Raw genomic sequence first — 21,130 nt, 5'->3', positions numbered from 1 at the left:
GGGACTGCATGGGGCGGCTCCTGGGCTGCGTGACCGGTCGAGTGGGGCGCTCGCCCGACGCCGGATCATGACCGGTGTGAGCTCGGACCGGTCGCATCTCGCGTGGTTCCTGTCATACGCCTGGTGATGCGCTCGGGGTCGGTCACCGCGGAACCGACGACGACGGCATAGGCCCCCGCGGCGAAGGCGGCCTCGACCCCGCTCGGGTCCCAGATCCCGCCCTCGGTGATCACGGGGACGGACAGTTGTGCGGCGAGGACGGCGGTCATGCTGAGATCGGGCGGCGTCACGCTGCGCGTCTCCACGGTGTATCCGGCCAAGGTCGTCGCCACCATGTCGGGGGCTCCCTGCCCTGCGGCAACGGCCAGGCCCTGCTCGACGGTCGCGCAGTCGGCCACGACGGCGACACCTCTACGGTGGCAGGCCGCGACGATGTCGGCGAACGAGTCGGCCGGACGGCCCTGTGGTGCGGCGTCCGCAGCGACGATGTCGGCGCCCGCGTCGATCAGCGCGACCGCGTCCCCTACGCTCGGCGTGATGAACACCTCATGCCCCAGGTCCGGCCGCTTCGTGATGCCGATGATCGGCAATGTGGTCCGGCCGCGTAGCAGCTCCACAACCTCGGGGCCGGCGACGCGAAAGCCTCTTGCGCCCCCGAGTTCGGCCGCGATCGCGAGCCGGACGAGTGTGTCCGGATCGTCCAATGGCCCGCCTGGCCGGTGAGTTTGAGCCGAGACGACCACGCCCCCTTCCAGGCGAGCGACCGTAGAGGCTCGCGCCTCCTTACGGGACAGATCGGAACCAGCTCCATCCATTGACTGCACATAATTGGTATATACCATTTTTCACATCAATGCAACCAATTAATCCCCAGTCCATGGCCGGGGTCAGGCGTCGAGGGCACGTCTGAGGGAGCCTCCGCGGTGGCAGGCGCCCTGTCTCCCCGAACGTCCGGTCAGTCTCTCCTGACGGCGAACTGCAACGCGTACCGGTCGGCGCGATAGGTCGTGACGCAGTACTCGACCGCCTTGCCGCGCGTGTCATAGGAGACCCGCGTCGCGCGCAGGGCCGCCGAGAACGACGGCACGCCAAGGAGTTTCGCGTCGTCCGGCGCCAGTACCGTCGCCTCGACGCGCTGCTCCGCCCACGAGGGATACAGCCCGAACTCGCGGCCGACGAGCTCGTACAGTGAGCCCGTCAGATCCATGTCCTGCAGGCCCGGGACGCTCTCGGCGGGCAGCGCGCACGCCTCGAGGCACATGGGCTCGCCATCCGCCCGGCGCAGCCGGCGGAGCAGCAGGATCGGTTCGCCCGGGCTGAGCCGCAGGTTGCGCCCGGCCTCCTCGCCCGCCGGCGCGATGCCGACCTCGAGGACGACGGAACTGGGCTTGCGCCCTCGGGCGCGGATGTCCTCGGAGAACGACGTCAACTTGAGCGACTTCGCGATCGCCGGCCCGACGCAGAAGGTGCCGCCGCCCTGCACCCGGTAGACGAGACCGTCGGATTCGAGCTCGTCGATCGCCCGCCGCAACGTGACCCGTGTGACCCCGAAGTCCTGCGCAAGGATGCGCTCCGGCGGCAGCATGTGACCAGCCGGCTGTCCTTCGACGTAGTCCGCCAGCAACGACTCCTTGATCTGCAGGTACTTCGGCAGCTTCGCCGTCACCGGGCCGGACGGGTTCGATGTCATGTCATGAGCATAAGAGGTATATACCGATCATCCAAAAAATCAAGCAGAGACCTGAACGACAGCCCGAAGCCAGACCGTCGTGTCCGGGGGGAGGAGGTTTCCGTCGGTCAACGGCCCGCTGGCCAACAGCGGCTCTCCCTCCGGCAACACGGTCGGCTCCGTGCCGAAATTCGTCATCGACACCCAGCCGTTCGGCCGCCGGAACGCGACGACGGTCGAGTCGGTCGTGAGCCACTCGAGCGTCCCCGTGGTCTGCAGCCTGCGGCGCAGGCTGAGCGCCCGGCGGTAGAAGTGCAGGGTCGAGTCCGGCGACTTCTCCTGCACATCGGCCGCGTACTCGGCGAACCAGGCCGGCTGCGGCAGGTGGGCGCCGTTCGGGCCGAACCCGAAGGAGGTCCCGTGTTCGCTCCAGGGGAGCGGCACCCGGCACCCGTCCCGGCCCATCTCGATGCCACCCTTGCGGAAGAAGACCACGTCCTGGCGGGCTTCGTCGGGGATCGTGGCCACCTCCGGCAGACCGAGTTCCTCCCCTTGGTACACATAGGTGCTGCCGGGCAGTGCCAGGGCCAGCAGGGTGACCGCCCGCGACCGCCGTGCTCCGAGGTCTCTGTCCTCGACCGGCTCCGTCCCGCGCGAGAGGAGCCAGTCGTTGCCGTCGCCTCCCCCGGCGAGCCCGTAACGGGTCGCGTGGCGGACCACGTCGTGATTGGAGAACACCCAGGTGGTCGAGCTTCCCGAGGGCTCCGCCAGCGCCAGGTTGTCGCTGACGATCGTACGGAACTGCTCGGGGTCCCAGTCTGCCCGCAGCAGGTCGAAGTTGAAGGCCTGCCCCAGGCCCGCGGCGTCCGCGTACCGGACTCGGCGCTCGGCGGGCACCCAGGCCTCGGCGACCGCCATGAGCGGAGGGTCGTACCGGTCGAACAGCGCCCGCCATTCGGCATAGATGTCATGGACGTCGTCACGGTCCCACAGCCAGTGATCGCCCACGGCGTACAACGTCTCGTCCCCCAGGTCCGCTTGGCTGGGCAACACCTCGGGGAGCCGCTTGGTCAGGGCGTTGGCCACGTCGACGCGGAAGCCGTCGACGCCGCGGTCGCCCCAGAACGCCAGCGTCCGCAGGAAGTCCGCGTGGACCTCGGGATTCGCCCAGTTCCAGTCGGGTTGCTCCTCGGCGAAAATGTGCAGGTACCACTGCCCGTCGGGCACGCGCGTCCAGGCCGGGCCGCCGAAGAGCGACTTCCAGTCGGACGGCGGAAGCTCACCGTTCTCCCCCAGGCCGTCCCGGAAGATGAACCGATCCCGCTCTGGCGACCCGGCCTTCGCGGCGAGAGCGGCCTGGAACCACTCGTGACGATCCGAGGAGTGGTTCGGGACGAGGTCGATGATGAGCCGGATGCCGCGCACGTGCAGCGCCTCGACCAGCACGTCGAACTGGTCGAGGGTGCCGATCCGGGGATCGACGTCCCGGTAGTCGTCGACGTCGTATCCGCCGTCGGCCAGTGCTGACGGGTAGAACGGGCTCATCCAGACGGCGTCGACACCGAGTTCGGCGAGATGGTCGACACGCGAGATGATCCCCGCGAGGTCGCCGATGCCGTCGCCGTTGCCGTCCGCGAAGCTGCGCGGATAGATCTGGTAGACCACGGCCTGCCGCCACCAGCCGGGGTCGCCTGCTCGGGCGGCGAGCACGTGCGCCGGTGCGCTCTTCACGTCGGTCACGGGATGATCCTTCTCTGTTGCGGGACTCATGGGACGGTCACACTCGGGCGAAGTGGACCAGGATGAGCCGTTCGGGAAAGAGCGCGGGCAGCTGAACACCGTGCTCCGCGAGGACCCGGCCGGGCAGCGTGATGCCGCCGGTCCACCACGGCGGGCAGGTGCCTGCGAGGAACCTGGAGACCTCCGCGGTGAGAGGCAGCGGGGTGACCTGGTAGTCCGCGTCCGGGGCGAGCCCCGGCACCCGGACCGGTCCGGGCCGGGTCTGCGCCGACGTGGCGACGGCCACGAAGGTGAAGAGCGCTTCGGCGGAGTCCGCGGCCACGACTCCATGCACCTGGAGCGCCGGGTCGGGGTGGTCGACGTGGATGACGCGTCCCGTGTGGAGCAGCTCCTGGTGCTGCTGGTAGAGCGCTGTCCACTCGGCCAGGGCCTGCCGGTCGGCCGGCGAAGCCGATCGCAGGTCCCACTCGATCCCGAAGCTGCCGAAGAGGGCCGTACCGGCGCGGAAGGCCAGGTCGTGTACGCGGGCGGTGGCGTGCGAGGCGGGGGAGCCGACGTGTGAGCCCATCATCTCCGGCGGCAGCAGCAGACCGGTCCAGCGCTCGATCTGCTGCCGCTCGAGGGCGTCGATGCAGTCGCTGGCCCAGATCCGCTCGGTCCGGTCGAGGATGCCGAGGTCGGCGCGGGCGCCCCCGGAGGAGCAGGACTCGATCTCCAGCCCCGGATGGCGGGACTTGAGGGTGTCGATCAGCCGGTACACCGCTCGGGTCTGCTCGTGCACGCCGGCCCGGCCGTGCGCGGCCCGCCCGGGTTCGACCAGGTCGCGGTTGTGGTCCCACTTGATGTAGGCGATGCCGTACTCGGTGATCAATGCGCTCATCCGCTCCAGGATGTACGCGAAGGCCCCGGGCTCGGCCAGGTCGAGAACCTGCTGATGGCGGCCCTCGGGCGGCAGCCGGTAGCCGGCCGAGAGGATCCACTCGGGGTGGGCGCGCGCCAGGTCGGAGTCGACGTTGATCATCTCGGGCTCGAACCAGAGGCCGAACTGCATCCCGGCCTCGCGAATGTGGTCGGCGAACCCGTGCAGCCCGCCCGGCCACACGCTCTCGTCGACGTACCAGTCACCCAGTCCGGCATGATCGTCGCGGCGGTGACGGAACCAGCCGTCGTCCAGCACGAACCGTTCGACGCCGATCTCGGCGGCCAGGTCGGCGAGCTCGGTGAGCACGTTGACGTCCTGGTCGAAGTAGACCGCTTCCCAGGTGTTGAGCACGACGGGCCGGCGTGCGCCCGGATGCTGCGGGCGGGCCCGGAGGTAGTCGTGAAAGCGCGCCGACAGGTCGTTCAGGCCACGGCCCCAGCTGCCGAAGACCCACGGCGAGGTGTACGACTCCCCCGGCGCGAGCGTGCCCTCGCCCGGGAGGAGCAGCTCACCGCCGCCGAGCAGGCCGACGCCATCGGGATTGCGCTCCGCGAGGGTCCGGTGATTGCCGCTCCAGGCGACGTGCAGTCCCCAGACCTCGCCGTGCTCGAAGGAGAAGGCCGGCGCGCCGGCGAGGAGCAGCAGCGTGGCGTCCCCTCCGGTGCGGCCGCGGCGGTTGTCGCGCTGGTGAGTGCCCTGGGTGAAGGCGTGCCGCTGAGGTGACCGCTCTCTCAGGTGCCGGCCGGAGAAGTCGAGGATCTCCTGCGCCCGCAGCGGCACGGGCAGCGTGAGCAGGAGACCGTCCAGGGTGTAGTCGAGCCCGGGATCGTCGTTGGAGAGCGTGGCGCGCAGCCGTACGAGGCCGGAGACCGCCATCTCGATCTCGAGCGATATCCCCAGTCGGCCGTGCTCGTCGGCCGCGCTGATCGTCAACCGGTGGGCGATCGGTCCTGAACCTTGCTCGCTTTCCACCCGCTCCGTCACGAACCGGGCGGAGAAGTCGCGTCCGGTACGGTGGCCGGACAGGCCCGGCGTTCCGAGCCAGCCGGCGCTCTGCTCGGGAACGATCGACAGCGGGACCACCTGGTCGACGGGGCCGAACCCCGTCGGCGGGATCGAGACGGCGCTCAGCGCGAGCAGGTCCGCTGCGTCGAGCGCCCCGAGGTCCGCGCCCCAATGCACCACTCTGGGCAGGCCGTTGCCCCGGGTGTCGACGACCAGCGACACGCCGCCGGCCCGCAGATGGACAAGCCCTTCGGCATCCATGAGATTCATCCCTTCAGCGCGGTCAGCGCATCTGCCGCTTGATCGCGTAGTCGATGATGGAGCGGCAGCGGCTGATCTGCTCGGTCAGCTGCTGCGCCACGGCGGACTTGATCCTGCCCTTTGCGGTGAGTTGCTCGATGCTGCCCGAGAGCGTGCTCAGCCGCTTGTCGGTGGACGTGAGCTCGGTGTCGGAAAGACGCTCCCGGTCGAGCGCACGCGCCAAAGCCTTGATCTCGGCGGCCAGCGATGTGGCGACGGAGGGCGCCATTCCGTTCCGCGGCAGGTAGCGCTTGCCGATCTCGTCGCGGCTCTCCTCCAGGAGCGCCCGCGCCGCGGCCACGGGACGCCGGCCCGGCGGGATGGCGGGTGTGCGCCACGGGCCGATCGACAGAGCCCGCACGTGCGCGGGGCCCGCCTGCCCGAAGGCGAAGATGATCGTTCCGGTGTCGATGTCCTTGGCCGCGGTGGACTGCCGGATCGTCGCGTGTCCGCCGGCGCGGTTGTACATCGACCCGATGCCGGTGTAGATGAGCTGCCCGCCGGTCATCTTCTCGCGGTGTTCGACGACCATCGCGCGCAGGGCTTCGAGATTCTCGGTGTACGCCTGGGCGATCACCACGTCGACGATCCCGGTCCACTGTCCGATCTTCCGCGCCTCGGTGCCGGCCTCGGGGGCCTCGGACACGACCACCGACGGGTCGTCCGCCTTGATCTTCCGGTAGATGTCCGTGACCATGCGCGTCTCCTCCTCCCCGACGAACGCCGTCCACTTCGCCCATTGGTCGGGGGTTCCGTCCGGGCTCAGGGTGAGCGGATCGACGCCTTCCCGGCCCTTGAACGCGGCGCGGGCGTCGTCGGAGAAGTTGAAGCTGTGCTGCCAGTCGCTCTCGTCCGGGTAGCGCATGTAGTCGAGGTCGATGCCGGCCAGGCGGTATTCCCGCACCATCTCCGCGCAGAGATCGAGGAAGTAGGTGTGGGCCACCGGATCGGTGACGTCCAGCCAGTAGAAGCCGTTCGGCGACGTCGTCGGCTTATCGTCCTCGACATGGTCACGGCCCACCGCGGCCCACTCCGGATGCCGGGTGAGGATGGGGCCCAGACCATCGCCGAGCTCGTTGCCGACCGCGAGCCCGTCGATCCACGCGTGCAACGCGATCTTCTGGCGGTCCGCCTCCCGCTTCCACACCTTCAACGGGTCGAACCCCGAGAACTCCGGGCGCTGAGCGGGAAGGTCGTGCGCCACGTTGACCTTGCTCGGGTAGAGCGTGTACCCGCCCCAGAGGGTCTCCAGGTACAGCTCGTTGACGCCGGTCTCCTTCATCTTCGCCAGCGTCGCCGCGATCTGCTCGGCGTTCTTCTCTACCGGCCGGTACCACACGCCGCGCGCGTCGGCCGGGCGGCTCGGCAGGGAGCGATAGTACGCTTCCCGGGCCGCGGAGATGGCCGCACCGCAGTAGAACAGGACTTTCTGGTCGTCCGTGCCCTTGGCGGCATCCGCCTTCGCGAGCCATCCGCGGGCTGTCGCCAGGCCCTGGAAGGCGGCGTCGAAGGGCGCGTTGACGAATGCGTCGTGCCGTTCCTGTATACCGGCGGCGAGTTCCTCGACCTCGTTCCGCGCGCTCACGATGTTGATGGTCACGTCCCGGTGAACGGAGACGGTCTTGCCGTCGACCTTCACCTGCGCGCCGACGAGCCCGTTCTGCTGGAGCCAGGTCGCCATGGTGCCGTGGCCGCTCAGGACGAGACCGTCGGCCGGGATTACCGTGTTCGCGCCGGCCAGGGCCGTGACGGCGCCGCCCTGGACGATCAGCTCGTAGCCCCACTGGTTCGTCCCCGTCGACTTGCCATAGGCCGGCGTATAGACGAGGAGCTGGTCCGCCCCGCGGAAGCCGGGGAACGTCGCGCCGTCAGGGTTGGACTCCGCCGTGGGATCCACCGCGGCCGCCGTCTGCGACGAGTCGACCGTGGTGGGCCGGAGGATCGTGACGGTGTCCCCGACGGCGAAGTGCTCGGTGAGGAACGCGACCGCGTCCTGCGCGCCTCCCGGCGCGGCGCTGAGCACCATGCCGTTCGCGGGGATGGCGGTGTTGCCGCTCTTCGACGGGTCGGTCAGGGCCGAGTTCGCGGCGGTCACACGGTACTGGTTGGGCTCCGTGGTCGCTTCGAGCGCGACCTCGGCACCCCACTGGTTCGTGAACGTGGTGAAGCCGTAATCAGGGGTGTACTGGACGAGCATGCCCTCCCATCTGGCTCCGTCCACCGCGTTGACGGGCCATCGGGTCCCGTCCGCGGCCATCACCGTGGTCTGATCCACGGTGACGGCCGACGGCTCGCCGGCACCCCGGCTCGACGCCGACGCCGCCTCGGCCCAGGTCAGTCCTGGCACGGCCAGTACGCCGGCCGTGCCGACGACGAGTCCACGTAACACGGCACGTCGATGAACACCCATGATGGCTCCCTGGGGGGATTCTGCCGATCGGTGAAAATCCGATCGGAACGGTTTCGCGGGATGAGTCATCCCTTGACGGCGCCGGCGTCGACGCCGCGGAAGAAGTACCGCTGAAGGAGGCCGAAGAAGACGGCCACCGGGACGAAAGCGATCATCGTTCCGGCTGCGATGACCCGCGGGTTGGCCGAGAACGCTCCGTGCAGATACTCCAGCCCGACGGTGAGCGTGAGCTTCTCCGGAGTGGTCAGCACGAGCAACGGCCAGAGGAAGTCGTCCCAGGCGGCGATGAACGCGAAGACCGAGACGACGGCGACCATTCCCTTCACATTGGGCAGCCCGATGCGCAGGAAGCGGTGCCAGGTGTTCGCGCCGTCGACGATCGCCGCTTCGTCGATCTCCTTCGGGATCGCGAGGAACGCGGTCCGCATGAGCAGGATGTTGAGCATGCCGATCGCCCCGGGCAGGGCGACACCGAGGAGCGTGTCGGTCAGGCCCATGGAGCGGATCGTCAGGTACTGCGCCACGAGTGTCGCCTCGGCCGGCATCAGCATGCTCGCGAGGATGGCGCCCAGGATCAGCTTGGCGCCGCGGAACCGCAGCCGGGAGAGCGCGTAACCGGCCATCGTGGTCCCCACGACGTTGCCCGTCACGGAGATCACGGCCACGACGAGGGAGTTCCACGCGAACCCCAGGATGGGGACCATCTCAGCGGCGGTCACGTAGTTGGCCAGCGTCGGGTCCTCGGGGAGGAGGGACGGCGTCTGCGTGTAGATGTCCTCACCCGCGCCCTTGAACGAGGTGGACAACTGCCAGACGAACGGCCCGACGGTGATGAGCAGCACGAGCACGAGCAGCAGGTAGCGCACGACCTTCTCGCGCGTGGACATGGAGGCGAACCCTCGGTACCCGCGCCGCGCCCTGGGCGCGGCTCCCGATCCGTGGTCCGGGCGCTGCGAGCGGACCTGCGCCGATGTCGATGTCACGGCTTCACCCTGTTGATACGTGCGAGAACGAGCAGCGGTCCCAGCGTGACGAAGAACAGCAGCAGCGACAGGGCCGAGGCGTAGCCGAGGTTGCCGCTGAAGCCCCGTGCGTACATCTGGATCAGCATGACGACCGAGGAGGAATCTCCACCGGCTCCGCCGGTGCCGTTCGTCAGGATGTACAGCTCGGAGAACACCCGCAGGGCGCCCACCGTGATGAGGACCGCGACGAGGAGCATCGTGTTGCGGACACCCGGCACCGTCACCGCCCAGAACCGGCGCCACGCTCCGGCGCCGTCGACCGCGGCCGCCTCGTGGAGTTCGGGGGGCACACTGCCGAGAGCCGACAGGTAGATGACCATGTAGTAGCCGAGGCCCTTCCAGATCGTCAAAGTGATCGCGCTGAAGATCACCAGCCATCGGTCGGTCAGGAACGGTATCGAGTCGCTGATGAACCCGAGGTTCTTCGCCATCGAGTTGATCGCTCCGCTGTCGTCCAGCAGCCAGGTCCAGATGAGACCCACGACGACGGCCGACGCGACGACCGGCGTGTAGAAGACCGTCCTGAAGAACGTGATGCCAGGCAGCTTCTTCTCCACGAGCAGCGCCAGGCCCAGCGGCAGCAGGAGCAGGACCGGCAGGCACACAGCCAGATAGACCACTGCGTTCAACAGCGCCGACGCGAGCTGGTCGTCGCCGAGCATCTGGCCGAAGTTCTCCAGGCCGGTGAACTCTCCGCCGGTCAGAAGCTTGGCGTCGGTGAAGGCGAGCACCAACCCGTTCAGCGCGGGCCACAGGTTGAACACGAGGAGGAACACAATCGCCGGCAGGCACAGCAGCCACGGGGTGAACCAGGCGTGGGTGCGGACCGGTACGGCATCCGGCCGGTCACCCGCAGGTGGCGGGTCGACCGAGGCCGGGCTGTGCGGCTTCGAGGACGGGTCCTGGCGAAGCGGTGTCTTGATCTTGGTCATCTGCGCTTTCCCGATCCGTGCACCGGGCCGGCTGGTGTCATCCGGCCCGGCACCGCCTTCGCCCTACTGCGCGAGCAGCTGGTTGCACTTGGCGACCGCGGAGTCGAGCGCCTCCTTGGAGGTGACCCCCCCGGTCATGGCCGCCGCGATCTGCTGGTTGACGAACGTCGACATCGCCCCGGTGAGCTGCACCGGCTCAGGCACCGTCGCCTGTGTCAGGGCCTTGAAGGCGATCACTCTGGCGTCACCCTCGGGAGTCCCGTCACCCTCGCCGAACGCGGCGTTCGCCTGCGACGCGGTGGTCGAGGGGAAGATGCCGGGGACCAGTTTCGCGAACGCCTCCTGGTTCGCCGCGTTGGTGAGGAACTGCGCCAGGGCCTTCGCGGTGGGAAGGTTCTTCGAGGACTTCGGGATCGACACGCCCTGTACGGAGAGCGGAGGCGTCCCGATGTAGGGCGAAGAGGTGATCTTCCCCTTGAGCGAGGGGTTGCTCTCCAGCACCGTGCCGATGAAGTTGCCGCCGGCGGTGGTCCACCCCACCGACCCCTTGGTGAACAACTGCGTGTTACCGAGGAAGTTGTCGGTGAGCACGTCCTTGGGCAGCAGCCCCTCCTTGTAGGCCTCGCGGTAGGTGTCGAGCAGCGCGACGGCCTCGTCCGAATTGAAGACGAACTCCGTCCCGGCCTCGTTGATGACGGGAATGCCGGCCGCGGTGAGGGTGCCCACGTACGGCTTGCTGCTCATCAGGAACGACTTGCCGTCGGACTTCTCCTTGAGCGTACGGGCCTGGGTGACCAGCTCTTCGAGGGTCGTGGGCGGGCGCTTGGCGTCGAGGCCGCCGGCGGCCATCACGCCGGTGTTCCAGTAGTTCAGTTCCGTGGTGAGGTACCACGGGTAACCGTAGGTGCCCTTCTGGCCGTTGAACTGGAAGGCGGCCAGCGAGCCCGGGACATACGTCGCCTTGAGCGAGTCATCGACCGAGTCGAGGTCGGCCAGGAGCCCCTCCTTCGCCAGCTGGTAGCTGAAGACGGGAGTGGTGTTGGTCACGTCCGGCAGCTCTCCCGCACTCGCCTGAGCGAGGAGCTTCTCTTCGTAACCGTCACCGGGCTGATCGAGCCAGGTGACGTCAGTCCCCGGGTACGTCTTCTCGAAGGCGGTGATGACGCCCTCGATGTAGTCGGAGAACTGGGACTTGAGGTTCCAGGTCTGCAGCGTCACCTTTCCGGTGACTTTGCCGCCGGCTTCCGGCTGACCGCCGTCGTCCGTTCCGGAGAGCCCGCAGGCGGACAACAGCACCGTACCCGCGAGGACGGCACCGGCTGCAATGGCCCCTCGTTTGATCATCTTTTTGCCTCCCGCGTTCGGCCATCGTCACCGCAGGCCCTGACTAAGTGGTATGGCTTGGGAAGCTAATAGGTATATACCATTTTGTCAAGACTGCTTCTCCTGACCCATCAGTCCCAATCTGACACATGCCGGGTGAGTCGCGCGCGGGGCATGGGCGTCACCGGCCCGGAAGCAGCCCGGTACGGCTCACCTGCCATTTCATGCCTTGGTAGGTCACGCGGGCAGGCTACCTGCCCGGCTGACCCGTCGGACGCACATCGCGATCTCGACGCTGGGATCGAGACGGCGAGTGGGGCGGCCGTTCACTCCGAGGGCTCACTGGTGTAGTCCTTTCCCGGCCATGGTGCGAGCGTGGGCGCGGGCCGCTGTGCCGCGGCGGTTTCGTCTCGCGGAACGCCGAAGCCCGACTCGATCCGGTCCGCGACCTGATCGGGTCGGCCGATTCACACGGGCCTGCCACCCACGCATGGATCGCCGAACCGATCGGGTCGGCCGATTCACACGGGCCTGCTACCCGCGCACAGATCGCCGACCTGATCGAGCGCACCCTTGGCGACGCACACGCCCTGGACGGAGGACACCCGCCGGCCACCCCGGCCGGTGGCGCACGCCCGCAGGGACTGGACGCCGAGACGAAAACCGCTGGACGGGTCAGAACAGCTCAGTGTCGGGGGATGCCCAGAGTGACAAGCAGGTCTTCGTGAAGTTGGAACCACACGGTGTGGTAAGCCTCGAGGTTGTCCGTCACGTAGTCCGACTCGCCGGACCTGACGCGCGTGAGCGCGTAGGCGAGCCGGGTCTGATACCGCTGGAACCGGAGCATCGCTGCGAACAGGTCTGCGCAGACGACGTCGGCACGTCGGTGGAAGTCGGTGAGCAGAGCCAGGACCCGGGAGTCGTAGGCAGGATCGGTGTGGTCATTCGGTAGCGCGACACCGTCGACGGATCGCATCTGCCACGCCGTGCAGAGATCGAGCAGCTCCGGATTGAGCACGAGAAAGTCGTCGTACGCCTCGGCCACTGCGGTTCGGGTGCCCGCTGTGTCCAGCTCGGCGGAGATCCGCTCGCTGTCCGCGGCGCGGCCGGCCTCGGTGAGACCCCACCCACCGAAGTCACCCGAAACATGGGTGACCAGGCCGGCCACCGCGAGATCGATCAGCTCGGATTCGACATCGGGCGCAGGCAGCCCCGTCGCTTCGGACACACGGGCGAGACCGGCGAATCCGATACAGCGAAGCGAGTGGAGCACCAACAAGTCAGCGCTGGTCGAATGGGGCAGGCTCGGCACGTCGATAGGCTACACCGATGGCCTGGATCCACCCGCTCTCGGCGGAGGCCGAGGAAACCGCGAGCGTCCTTGGCGGCAAGGGGTACGGCCTCGCCGTACTGCGACGGCTTGGCGTTCCGGTGCCCCCGGGGTTCGTCATCGGCACCGGGGCATGTCGCGCTTTTCTCCGTGACGGACGGCTCCCCGAGGGCCTCGATGCCGAGCTGGCGGCTGCCGTCTCCGATCTCGAAGCCGCCACCCGGCGGCGCCTCGGCGGGCCCGAGCGACCACTGGTGGTGTCGGTTCGCTCAGGCGGCAGCGTGTCGATGCCCGGCATGATGAACACCGTCCTCAACCTTGGCCTCACCGCTGAGACCACGGCGGGGCTGGCGGCTGAGACAGGTGATCCGCGGTTCGCGCTCGACTCGCGCCTGCGGTTCTTGACCAGCTTCGCCTCGGCGGTCTTCGGCTTCGAGCCGGAGAGCCTGGAAGCCATCGCGCGTGAGGTGGCCGAACACGGCGCCGGCAGCGAGGAGACACGCCTTGCCGATGCGATTCGCGGCATTGAGACCCTCATCCGCGAACGGGCCGGCGGGCCCGTCCCGGACGACGCGATGAGGCAGTTGGAGCCGGCCGTCAGGGCCGTGTTCTCGTCCTGGGACACGCCGCGCGCCAAGACTTACCGCGGACTGCACGACATCCCGCACGAACTCGGCACAGCCGTCATCGTGCAGGCCATGGTCTTCGGGAACCGCGACAACCACAGTGGCACCGGTGTCGCGTTCAGTCGCAATCCCAACACCGGTGAGCGCGTTCCGTTCGGTGAAGTCCTGTTCGGTCGCCAAGGCGAGGACGTCGTCTCCGGGAGGTCGACGACTCGGCCGCTGCCCGAACTGTCCGAACAAGAGCCGGCAGTGTGGGCCGGCCTGCTGGATGCCATGAACCGCATCGAGGAGCACTACCGCGACGCATGCCACGTGGAGTTCACCTTCGAGGCAGGTGCGCTGTGGATTCTGCAGGTGCGGCCCGGCGGCCTCGTCGGACGCGCTGCCGTCCGTGTCGCGGTCGACCTGGCCGATGAGGGCGTCATCAGCCGCCGCGAGGCACTGCTCCGGGTCTCGCCGCAGCATCTCCAACACGCTCGTACGCCCCGGATAGCGACAGCCGGCGCGGTCGACCTCCTCACCCGAGGGCTGGGTGCCTGTCCGGGTGTCGCGGTCGGCAGGGTGGCGACCACCGCCGACAGTGCGGCGCGGATGGCTGCCGACGGTCCGGTCATCCTGGTGCGTCCACACACCTCCCCGCTCGACATGCACGGCCTGGCCGCCGCCGTGGGAGTCGTCACCGCCCGGGGCGGGCCGACCAGCCACGCCGCCGTCGTCGCGCGAGCAATGGGCAAACCCGCCGTCGTGGGAGCCGCGGACCTCACGGTCGACATCGCCGCCGCCTGCGTGCGAGCCGGTGGACGCACCTTCCCGGAAGGCACACTCATCACCATCGACGGGACGGGTGGAGAGGTCTTCGTCGGCGGCCTCCGCATCGTTACCGCCGCGACCGACTCCCACCTGCGCCGCCTACTCGAATGGGCTGTTGAGGTCTCCGGCGGTGACTCGGGCCGCAACGAGGTGGAACGCCTCGTTGCGGCCCACGCGGTCCTTCGGAACACCTAGTGCTTCCGGTCCTCGACATCCGGCGCGGCACCTGCCCGGGCTGCGACGCAGGGCTCTGGTCAGGTCGAGAAGCGTCTGATCAGTGCCGCCAGTCGCCGATCGTGGTCCTCGGGCCGGAGCCGGCCGCTGCGCATGAGGGCGAGGAGCCCGTGCAGCCCGCTCCAGAAGGTTTCGACGAGTATCTCCAGGTTGTCGTCGGCGCCGGCGAACGGGCGGACGGTCTCGCGTAGCTCGGCGAAGGCCTCCTGCAGGGCGGGTGGTGCTTGGGGGGTGGCGAACGGCAGGTCGACGATGTGGGTGAACATCACGTCATACAGGGCGGGTCGTTGCTCGGCGAACGCCGCGTACGCCGCGCCGACGGCGGCGATGGCCTGCTGCGGGTCGTTCGCCGATGTGCGGACCGTGTGCAGTTCGGCGGCGAGTTCGGCGCAGCCTTCCACGGCGACCGCGGCCATGATGGCGTCTTTGCCTTTGAAGTGGCTGTAGAGGACGGGCTGGCTGTATTCGATCTCTTCGGCGAGTCGCCGGGTGGTCACCGCGTCCCAGCCTTCTGCTTCGGCCAGTTCCCGGGCGGTTGTGACGATCAGCCGCCCTCGCTCTGCTCGCTCGCGCTCTCGGCGCTCCTGGATCGACATGACCATGATTCTAGCATCGCTAGTCTTTCTGCTGGGGGTATGTTAGTTTTGCTCTCGAACCTAGCGCTGCTAACAAACGGAGACGACCATGCTCACCCCCATCGCCTATGGTCTGGCCATCGTGCTCAACCTCTTCATCGTCTTCATCGGCCTCCGCTTCCTCCTTGTGCCCCACCCCGCAGCCGCCGGCTATGGTGTCCCGGCCAAAAAAGATGGAGACGCCGCTTATCTGACCATCAAAGGCCTGCGCGACCTCACCTACGGCATCCTCGGCCTCGCCCTGCTCGCCTTCGCCGGCGCTCGCGCCGAAGCCTGGTTCATGCTGGTCGTCGCGCTCGTCCCCCTCGGCGACACCCTCATCGTGCTGCGCCACGGCGGCACCAGAGCGGTCGCCTTCGGCATCCACTTCGCCACCGCCGTGGTCGTCCTCGTCAACGCCGCCCTCCTCTTCGCCATCTGAAAGTCAGAGATGGCCTCCGCGTCGGACACCGACCCCAGCAGGACCGGGACCTGTCGGAAAGACGAGGAGATCCGAGGGAGTGGAAGGCCCCTGGAGGCCCTCCACGATCAAGCAGCCCCGTCCGGGTGCGAGGTCAGCCGGGAAGCTCGTGAAGTCCGGCCGGGACGGCGGACACGGGCGGGCCGGGGAACGGCCGGCTGGGCAGTTCCCGGCGCAGTACCGGTGCGATGTCGCTCTGGAACAGCTCCAGTGTGGTGAGGTAGTCCTTCCTGGACAGGACCTCGCCGTCCACGTGGATGTGCAGGAGTTCGTGGCCGAACTGCTCGTGGTACCGGTGCACCTTCTCGATGATCTGCTGTGGGCTGCCGATCAGTGCCGAACTGCGCTCGACGAAGTCCTCCAGGGTGTCGAAGGGCAGGCTCTGGCCGTGGCCGTACCGCTGGATGACGGCCATCCGGGCCTCGAAGACCGGGCGATATCTATCGATCGCCTCCTGTGAGGTGCGCGCCCCGAAGTAGCCCGCCGTACCGGCGCCGACCAGGGCGTCCTGCGGCTCGTGACCGTGGAACGCCCATCTCCGCCGGTAGTGACGGACCAGCGCGGCGTACTGCTCGATGGTGTTCGCACCGTTGGCCGAGAACAGCGGATCACCGTGTCGCGCGGCCAGTTCGACCGAGTCCTTGCTGGTCGCGCTGCCGTGCCAGACCCGGATGGGCTGTTGCAGTGGCCGCGGCAGCGCCTCCGCCTCATGGAGCGGGGGGCGGAAGCGGCCCTGCCAGGTGACCTGGTCCTGCTGCCACAGCAGTCGGAACAGCTCGTAGTTCTCCCGGTGCCGTTCCCACTGGTCCTCCGTCGTGACGTTGAACAGCCGTGCCTGCACCGCGCCGTTGCCCTTGCCGATGATCAGGTCGAGCCGGCCGCCGGAGAGGTGATCCAGGGTCGAGTAGTCCTCGAACGCGCGCACCGGATCATGCAGGCTCAGCACGGTCACCGCGGTGAACAGCCGGATCTTCGAGGTGTGTGCCGCGATGTGGCTCAGGATGATCGCCGGGGAGGATTCCTCGTACGGACGCTCGTGCCGCTCGCCGACACCGTAGGCGTCGAAGCCCAGCTGCTCGGCGAGTACGGCGTTCTCCACCAGCTCGCGCAACCGCTGGGTGGTCGGCTTGTGCCGGCCGGAGACATGCGGCAGGACGAGGAATTTCACCGCGATGCCCGGACCGTGCGCAACGCCGTACTCCACTTGACGACCTGGTCGAGCAGCGTGGTGAGGGTGCCCTCCTGGCGGGGGGTGGGGGCGAGCACGGAGTAGTCCACGAAATCGGTGAACAGGCTCAGTTCGACCTGCGTCCGGACGTCGGCGAGCTGCAGCTCACCGGCGACCTGGCGGAGCTGCTCGACCGCGCGCACCCCACCGGAACCCCCGTAGGAGACGAAGCCGACCGCCTTGTCGTTCCACTCGGCGTAGACGAAGTCCAGGGCGTTCTTGAGCGCGGCCGGAACGGCGTGGTTGTACTCGGGTGTCACGAGAACGTACCCGTCGAATTCGGCTACCTTCCGGGCCCACGTCCGGGTGTGCTGGTGCGCGTACTGGCCCGCCGACGGGGGGATCGCCTCGTCGAAGTGCGGCAGTCCGTAGTCGGCGATGTCGACCAGCTCGAAGTCCGCGTCACCGCGCTTCTGGGCGATTTCGTGGACCCAGTGGGCGACCGGTTCCGCGAGCCGGCCGGGACGCGTGCTGCCGATGACAATGCCGATCTTGAGCATGATGTCTGCTTTCCGTTCGAGTTGATGTATCAACTGGATCGTAGGCAGCGTGAGTTTATACGTCAACTGGCGCGTAGGATCGCGGTATGACCAGCACGGGTACCGCAGGGTGGCTTGACGATCGTGAGCAGCGTGTCTGGGAGGTCTTCTTCACGATGCAGGATCAGTTCTGGCGGCAGATGAGTCGGCAACTGCGCCAGGAGACGGGGCTTTCCGAGGTCGACTTCGTGGTCCTGACCGTGCTGATCGAGGCGCCGGAAGGGCGCCTGCGCGCCTTCGAGCTGAGCGCGGTCGCGCAGATGGAGAAGAGCCGGCTGCACCACCACCTCAACCGGATGGTCGAGCGCGGGCTGCTGACCCGGGAGACCTGTGCCGACGCACCCCGAGGGGCGATGTTCACGGTGGCGGAGGCCGGCCGTACCGCTTTCGCGGACGCCGCGCCCGTCCGGGCCGCGCACGTACGCCACTGGCTGATCGATCGGCTCAGCGGCGACCAGTTGGCTGCGCTTGAGGAGATCTCCGAGGTCGTGCTGGCGCACCTGCGGTCTGGTGAGCCGGCCCCGACCTGGGACGGCGACTGCTCATGACCGCTCAGGTCCCGGGAGGCGGGATCTGGTGATCGTACTCAACGGCTCGTACGGGCCGGGACATGGCCTGGGCTTGGGCCGGGGACAGGGCCGAGCGCCGGACGTCGGCTGAGCTCCGTACGGGGTCAGGGCCGGGGACAGGGCTGTTCGGGCGAGCGCCGGACGTCGGCTGAGCTCCGTACGGGTCAGGGGCCGTCCTCGCGATCGCCGGCCGGGGCGCTCAGTACGACGGTTCCGAGATCGACTGGGCGCGGAAGATCTCCGTCGCCTCGTCACCGCTCTCGTCGATCCCGGTCCTCTGCAGCACCAATGTCCGGCTGCCGATCTTCAGTGAGCGCCGGCCGTCGACCTCGGTGGACTCGAACACCGTCACCGTATGCCCGTGCATATCGCGCACCTGGTCATACTCCGGGCCGTCGGGAATGTCGAGCCTGATGCGTTTCGCCTGGTCTGCCATGTTCACATTGTGAACGGCTCAGCTCCGGCGGAGATGTCGAATACGCATATTGTCGATTACCGTTCCGTTATTACGGGTTCAGGAGAAATGATCGCTCAGGGCAATGGGTCGATCACGATGTGCTGGTCGTATTGGGAGATCTCGCCGCCGCGATCCGTCAGGATGGGCCATTTGGTGTTTCTGGCACACCAGACGACATGTCCTGCGGTGATGTCGCGTGACCCGTCGAGGATCTCCGCGATATCCCCCACCTTGCCGTGGGTGAAGTCGTCGATCGTCACACCGGGTGTCGTGACGAGCTCGAACAGCTCCACCTGGGTGGATATCGGAGATATGGACAGGACGGCTGCCAGGCAGGTCGCCGGGACGCATATTCCGCCGCCGCGATAGAGGCACATGGCGGCGATGCTCCGTGAGTATTCGGTTTTCGCCACCGCGATGTCGATCAGCGCGCTGACGTCGAGCACTCGGCCGGGAAGCATTGTCAGGACCTCCGGGTCCGGCGGGTGCCGATCTGGTCCCACTCCGCCTCGGACAGCGGGTCGACCCCGAGAGCGTCGGCTGCCACGTCGAGGTCGTCACGGTGCAGGTTCCATCGGTGTATCAACGTGATGACGTGCGGCTTGGTGCCGATCTCTCGCTGGACAGCGGCATGGATCACATCGGCGATCTTACTCCCCGTTGATCGTGCCTTGCGAGAAAGCGCCTCGAAGTCTGCTTTATCCAGCTCCACGGTTACCGAGATGTCGGAGGGCGGTGTGTTGTTCCCCTGCTTTTCTTCGCCGGGCCGGAGATGCGCGAGCCATAGGGGGACATCGGTCCTCTCTCGTATGGAGGCGTCTTGATCGGTCGATTTCGGTGCGTCCGAACGTGCGCCGTCTCGCCAGGCCGGCGGGGGATGGGCCATGTATCTGACAGTAGCTGCGAATTACGGCGCTGGCAGTACCCTTCCGTGACTTTGACGGTCAATCAGTATGTCGGCGGAGGATAACGAGAGATCCATGAGAATCGCCGAATGTATTTCACTTTCCGTGTCCAGGTCTTACGCCGGGTGAACGGATCATCCCGGTACCGTGGCGGGGGTTGACGGGGTGGATGTGGCGGCGGCGGAGCCGCAGGTCCCCGCGGCCTGTCGCTGCCGGGCCAACTGGTCGACACCCTTCTGGTATTCCTGCAGTTCCTCCTGCGGAGGCGAGTATCGCCAGGCGTCGCCCTGGAAAAGGAAGCCGAAGTCGGCCGTCTCGTTGAGCCGGACCGCCTGGACCTTCGCGGTGTCACCGCTGACCGTGACGGTGGTGATGGTGAACCGGACATCCGGCACCGGCTGGGGGCAGAGCTGGAACAGCCTGACGTACTCCTCCCGGGCCAGTGCCGCCTGTGCCTGCGTGCTCCACAGGTCCCAGAAGTCGCCGTAGGAGCCGCTGGAATAGGAGTCGAGTCCCAGTTGGGCGATCTGCCGGAGCGTGGTCTCGGAACGCTCGGTGCTCTGGGCCGCGGGCGGGCTCTCGGCCGTGACGACCGGGTTGAGCACCGCCGACACGGCGACCGCCGCTCCGATGAGCACTCCGACGATCATGACCACGATTACCGCCAGCCCCCGGCCCGTCTCGCCTCGCGGCGGTCGGCCGCGCTGTGGCGGATAGCCCACGTGAGGCCTCCAGGGGCTGACGGGAGCGGACAGAGGTGATGGTAACGCCCGTCGGTCGCGACTGGCCATGGTGATCGGCGTGGCCGAGCGGCTCGGGAGACGGCTCGTACCGGTGGCGTCCGTGCTGGTCGGTGTGGCCATCTCGACGAAAGGGGGTTTTAGGGAAATATGAGCTATTAGTCCGAATTCAGATCGCTTCAAATGGGGATTTACTTCTCATGCGTGAACATTTTAGTTTCTACCGGCATCGGTGGTTCAAAGTGTGGATCGCCATGGCGGCGCTGTCGGCCGCACTCATCGCAATGACCGAGGCCGTCGGCAACCGGGCGGTAATGCCTGCGGCCTTCTTCTACGGCGCGGCGGCCGGGCCGATCGGACTCCTGGTCGCCATCCACGACCGGACCGGGATCGGCGCCAGCGTCCCGGGCGTCACCCTGGTGGGGATGTTCCTGTTCGGCGGAGGCGTCGCCCTCCTGCTCGGCGGATACTTCGACGCGCTGTTCATCCCCGACAAGCACGGACCCTCGATCCTGCAGGTCGGGTGGATCGAGGAATCGGCAAAATTCCTCCCACTCCTCCTGCTCGCGCTGACCGGCCGCCACCTCACCAAGGCCGCCGGGGTGGCGCTGGGCCTGTCCTGCGCGACCGGATTCGCAATCATGGAATCGATGTCCTACGCCTGGAAGAACGTCGACCACGCCGGGGCCGTCAACGCGGGTGTGGTGCTGTTCATGCGAGGGCTCGCCACTCCGTTCAGCCATCTCGCCTGGACCGGCCTGATCTGCGCGGTCGCCTTCGGGACCTGGCAGGCCAGAGGGAGAATCGTGATCACCTTCTCGGTGGCCGGGGCCTTCGTGGCGGCGGCCGTACTGCACTCGCTCAACGACGGCCTGCTCACCCTCGACATCCCCGGTCCCGCCCGCCTGCTCTTCGTCGTCGTCGCAGCGGTGAGCTACTGGCTGTTCTACCGCGCCACCCGTGACCTGGTCCCCGGCACCGCCGACGGGCCAGGCGCCGTCCCCGGCCTGACCTCATGCCGGTCCGTCCCCTGACCCGGGTCGCCGTAGGGTCCGTTCTCCGTCTCCGTCTCCGCAGGCGGGACCATGACAGCCGTGGACGCCCACGATGAGGGGCTTCGCCGGGGACGCACCTCCGGAAGCCCCTCTCGTCCTCATCGGTCCAGGTGCCGCGCGGATCGGCCCGGAACGCGGGCACGGCGGTCCGTATCGCGGCAGATCTGTGCGATGTTCCACGTGGAACATTCCCCGGCTGCCCGTCATGGGAAGGCC

Annotated in this window: 20 protein-coding genes; 4 read left to right on the top strand and 16 right to left on the bottom strand. The window is 67.9% G+C overall.

Going from position 1 to position 21,130, the window contains the following annotated elements:
- Window positions 1-65: 65 nt before the first annotated feature.
- The 9 genes from OHA77_RS20265 to OHA77_RS20225 all read right to left on the bottom strand — a co-directional run bounded on the left by OHA77_RS20265 (window position 66) and on the right by OHA77_RS20225 (window position 12,554).
- Complete coding sequence (locus OHA77_RS20265; protein ID WP_406319661.1) at window positions 66-815, bottom strand: N-acetylmannosamine-6-phosphate 2-epimerase; 750 nt, start codon at window positions 813-815, stop codon at window positions 66-68.
- 140 nt (window positions 816-955) lie between these two features.
- Window positions 956-1,690 carry a GntR family transcriptional regulator gene (locus tag OHA77_RS20260; protein WP_326826728.1) on the bottom strand — a complete coding sequence of 245 codons (735 nt, stop codon included), beginning with the start codon at window positions 1,688-1,690 and terminating at the stop codon, window positions 956-958.
- Between the two features lie 39 nt (window positions 1,691-1,729).
- Window positions 1,730-3,439, bottom strand: coding sequence for a glycoside hydrolase family 13 protein (locus tag OHA77_RS20255; protein ID WP_406319659.1), 1,710 nt, complete (start codon window positions 3,437-3,439; stop codon window positions 1,730-1,732).
- A 7-nt stretch (window positions 3,440-3,446) separates the two neighbouring features.
- On the bottom strand, window positions 3,447-5,597 hold the full coding sequence (locus OHA77_RS20250; protein ID WP_406319657.1) for an alpha-galactosidase: 2,151 nt from the start codon (window positions 5,595-5,597) through the stop codon (window positions 3,447-3,449).
- 22 nt (window positions 5,598-5,619) lie between these two features.
- Window positions 5,620-8,046, bottom strand: a complete 2,427-nt coding sequence (locus OHA77_RS20245) for a glycoside hydrolase family 10 protein (RefSeq protein WP_406319655.1) — start codon at window positions 8,044-8,046, stop codon at window positions 5,620-5,622.
- Window positions 8,047-8,111: 65 nt separating this feature from the next.
- Window positions 8,112-8,933 (bottom strand): carbohydrate ABC transporter permease, encoded by an 822-nt coding sequence (locus OHA77_RS20240; protein ID WP_326826732.1) that lies wholly within the window; start codon window positions 8,931-8,933, stop codon window positions 8,112-8,114.
- Window positions 8,934-9,025: 92 nt separating this feature from the next.
- Complete coding sequence (locus OHA77_RS20235) at window positions 9,026-10,003, bottom strand: sugar ABC transporter permease (RefSeq protein WP_326826733.1); 978 nt, start codon at window positions 10,001-10,003, stop codon at window positions 9,026-9,028.
- Between the two features lie 63 nt (window positions 10,004-10,066).
- The gene (locus OHA77_RS20230; RefSeq protein ID WP_406319653.1) at window positions 10,067-11,347 is read right to left on the bottom strand and encodes an ABC transporter substrate-binding protein; all 1,281 of its coding nucleotides are present in this window, start codon (window positions 11,345-11,347) and stop codon (window positions 10,067-10,069) included.
- A 664-nt stretch (window positions 11,348-12,011) separates the two neighbouring features.
- Complete coding sequence (locus tag OHA77_RS20225) at window positions 12,012-12,554, bottom strand: transcriptional regulator (RefSeq protein WP_406319651.1); 543 nt, start codon at window positions 12,552-12,554, stop codon at window positions 12,012-12,014.
- Between the two features lie 101 nt (window positions 12,555-12,655).
- Between OHA77_RS20225 and OHA77_RS20220 the strand changes: the two genes are divergently transcribed.
- Window positions 12,656-14,287: a pyruvate, phosphate dikinase gene (locus OHA77_RS20220; protein WP_406319650.1), complete on the top strand. Its 1,632-nt coding sequence runs from the start codon at window positions 12,656-12,658 to the stop codon at window positions 14,285-14,287.
- A gap of 59 nt (window positions 14,288-14,346) precedes the next feature.
- Here OHA77_RS20220 and OHA77_RS20215 read toward each other — a convergent pair whose 3' ends face one another.
- Window positions 14,347-14,922 (bottom strand): TetR/AcrR family transcriptional regulator, encoded by a 576-nt coding sequence (locus OHA77_RS20215; RefSeq protein ID WP_406319649.1) that lies wholly within the window; start codon window positions 14,920-14,922, stop codon window positions 14,347-14,349.
- 88 nt (window positions 14,923-15,010) lie between these two features.
- Between OHA77_RS20215 and OHA77_RS20210 the strand changes: the two genes are divergently transcribed.
- A complete protein-coding gene (locus OHA77_RS20210) occupies window positions 15,011-15,382 on the top strand; it encodes a DUF4267 domain-containing protein (RefSeq protein WP_406319648.1) in 372 nt (123 codons plus the stop codon).
- Between the two features lie 133 nt (window positions 15,383-15,515).
- Here the strand turns inward: OHA77_RS20210 and OHA77_RS20205 are convergent, their stop codons facing one another.
- Complete coding sequence (locus tag OHA77_RS20205) at window positions 15,516-16,625, bottom strand: LLM class flavin-dependent oxidoreductase (RefSeq protein WP_406319647.1); 1,110 nt, start codon at window positions 16,623-16,625, stop codon at window positions 15,516-15,518.
- Window positions 16,586-17,149, bottom strand: a complete 564-nt coding sequence (locus OHA77_RS20200) for an NAD(P)H-dependent oxidoreductase (RefSeq protein ID WP_326826740.1) — start codon at window positions 17,147-17,149, stop codon at window positions 16,586-16,588. The genes OHA77_RS20205 and OHA77_RS20200 overlap by 40 nt, the downstream gene beginning before the upstream one ends.
- Before the next feature lie 86 nt (window positions 17,150-17,235).
- Here OHA77_RS20200 and OHA77_RS20195 point away from each other — a divergent pair, with 86 nt between their 5' ends.
- Complete coding sequence (locus OHA77_RS20195; protein WP_326826741.1) at window positions 17,236-17,736, top strand: MarR family winged helix-turn-helix transcriptional regulator; 501 nt, start codon at window positions 17,236-17,238, stop codon at window positions 17,734-17,736.
- Between the two features lie 220 nt (window positions 17,737-17,956).
- On the opposite strand, the gene OHA77_RS20190 is transcribed toward OHA77_RS20195, so the two are convergent.
- The 4 genes from OHA77_RS20190 to OHA77_RS20175 all read right to left on the bottom strand — a co-directional run bounded on the left by OHA77_RS20190 (window position 17,957) and on the right by OHA77_RS20175 (window position 19,769).
- The gene (locus OHA77_RS20190) at window positions 17,957-18,193 is read right to left on the bottom strand and encodes a hypothetical protein (protein WP_406319645.1); all 237 of its coding nucleotides are present in this window, start codon (window positions 18,191-18,193) and stop codon (window positions 17,957-17,959) included.
- Window positions 18,194-18,288: 95 nt separating this feature from the next.
- Window positions 18,289-18,675 (bottom strand): hypothetical protein, encoded by a 387-nt coding sequence (locus tag OHA77_RS20185; RefSeq protein ID WP_326826743.1) that lies wholly within the window; start codon window positions 18,673-18,675, stop codon window positions 18,289-18,291.
- 2 nt (window positions 18,676-18,677) lie between these two features.
- Window positions 18,678-18,854, bottom strand: a complete 177-nt coding sequence (locus tag OHA77_RS20180; RefSeq protein WP_326826744.1) for a hypothetical protein — start codon at window positions 18,852-18,854, stop codon at window positions 18,678-18,680.
- Window positions 18,855-19,253: 399 nt separating this feature from the next.
- Window positions 19,254-19,769 (bottom strand): hypothetical protein, encoded by a 516-nt coding sequence (locus tag OHA77_RS20175; protein WP_406319644.1) that lies wholly within the window; start codon window positions 19,767-19,769, stop codon window positions 19,254-19,256.
- 290 nt (window positions 19,770-20,059) lie between these two features.
- On the opposite strand from OHA77_RS20175, the gene OHA77_RS20170 reads away from it, so the two are divergent.
- Complete coding sequence (locus tag OHA77_RS20170) at window positions 20,060-20,893, top strand: PrsW family glutamic-type intramembrane protease (protein WP_326826746.1); 834 nt, start codon at window positions 20,060-20,062, stop codon at window positions 20,891-20,893.
- The last annotated feature ends 237 nt before the right edge of the window (window positions 20,894-21,130 follow it).

The organism is Streptosporangium sp. NBC_01639 (assembly GCF_045209755.1).
Lineage (GTDB): Bacteria > Actinomycetota > Actinomycetes > Streptosporangiales > Streptosporangiaceae > Streptosporangium.
The sequence above is the reverse complement of the archived record's forward strand: the minus strand, read 5'-3'. Positions and strand labels throughout refer to the sequence as shown.

Excerpts from the sequence above, each read along its gene's own strand:
- OHA77_RS20265 (WP_406319661.1), bottom strand. The coding sequence starts at position 815 with ATGGATGGAGCTGGTTCCGATCTGTCCCGTAAGGAGGCGCGAGCCTCT.
- OHA77_RS20260 (WP_326826728.1), bottom strand. The coding sequence starts at position 1,690 with ATGACATCGAACCCGTCCGGCCCGGTGACGGCGAAGCTGCCGAAGTAC.
- OHA77_RS20255 (WP_406319659.1), bottom strand. The coding sequence starts at position 3,439 with ATGAGTCCCGCAACAGAGAAGGATCATCCCGTGACCGACGTGAAGAGC.
- OHA77_RS20250 (WP_406319657.1), bottom strand. The coding sequence starts at position 5,597 with ATGGATGCCGAAGGGCTTGTCCATCTGCGGGCCGGCGGCGTGTCGCTG.
- OHA77_RS20245 (WP_406319655.1), bottom strand. The coding sequence starts at position 8,046 with ATGGGTGTTCATCGACGTGCCGTGTTACGTGGACTCGTCGTCGGCACG.
- OHA77_RS20240 (WP_326826732.1), bottom strand. The coding sequence starts at position 8,933 with ATGTCCACGCGCGAGAAGGTCGTGCGCTACCTGCTGCTCGTGCTCGTG.
- OHA77_RS20235 (WP_326826733.1), bottom strand. The coding sequence starts at position 10,003 with ATGACCAAGATCAAGACACCGCTTCGCCAGGACCCGTCCTCGAAGCCG.
- OHA77_RS20230 (WP_406319653.1), bottom strand. The coding sequence starts at position 11,347 with ATGATCAAACGAGGGGCCATTGCAGCCGGTGCCGTCCTCGCGGGTACG.
- OHA77_RS20220 (WP_406319650.1), top strand. The coding sequence starts at position 12,656 with ATGGCCTGGATCCACCCGCTCTCGGCGGAGGCCGAGGAAACCGCGAGC.
- OHA77_RS20215 (WP_406319649.1), bottom strand. The coding sequence starts at position 14,922 with ATGTCGATCCAGGAGCGCCGAGAGCGCGAGCGAGCAGAGCGAGGGCGG.
- OHA77_RS20210 (WP_406319648.1), top strand. The coding sequence starts at position 15,011 with ATGCTCACCCCCATCGCCTATGGTCTGGCCATCGTGCTCAACCTCTTC.
- OHA77_RS20200 (WP_326826740.1), bottom strand. The coding sequence starts at position 17,149 with ATGCTCAAGATCGGCATTGTCATCGGCAGCACGCGTCCCGGCCGGCTC.
- OHA77_RS20195 (WP_326826741.1), top strand. The coding sequence starts at position 17,236 with ATGACCAGCACGGGTACCGCAGGGTGGCTTGACGATCGTGAGCAGCGT.
- OHA77_RS20190 (WP_406319645.1), bottom strand. The coding sequence starts at position 18,193 with ATGGCAGACCAGGCGAAACGCATCAGGCTCGACATTCCCGACGGCCCG.
- OHA77_RS20185 (WP_326826743.1), bottom strand. The coding sequence starts at position 18,675 with ATGCTTCCCGGCCGAGTGCTCGACGTCAGCGCGCTGATCGACATCGCG.
- OHA77_RS20175 (WP_406319644.1), bottom strand. The coding sequence starts at position 19,769 with ATGATCGTCGGAGTGCTCATCGGAGCGGCGGTCGCCGTGTCGGCGGTG.
- OHA77_RS20170 (WP_326826746.1), top strand. The coding sequence starts at position 20,060 with ATGCGTGAACATTTTAGTTTCTACCGGCATCGGTGGTTCAAAGTGTGG.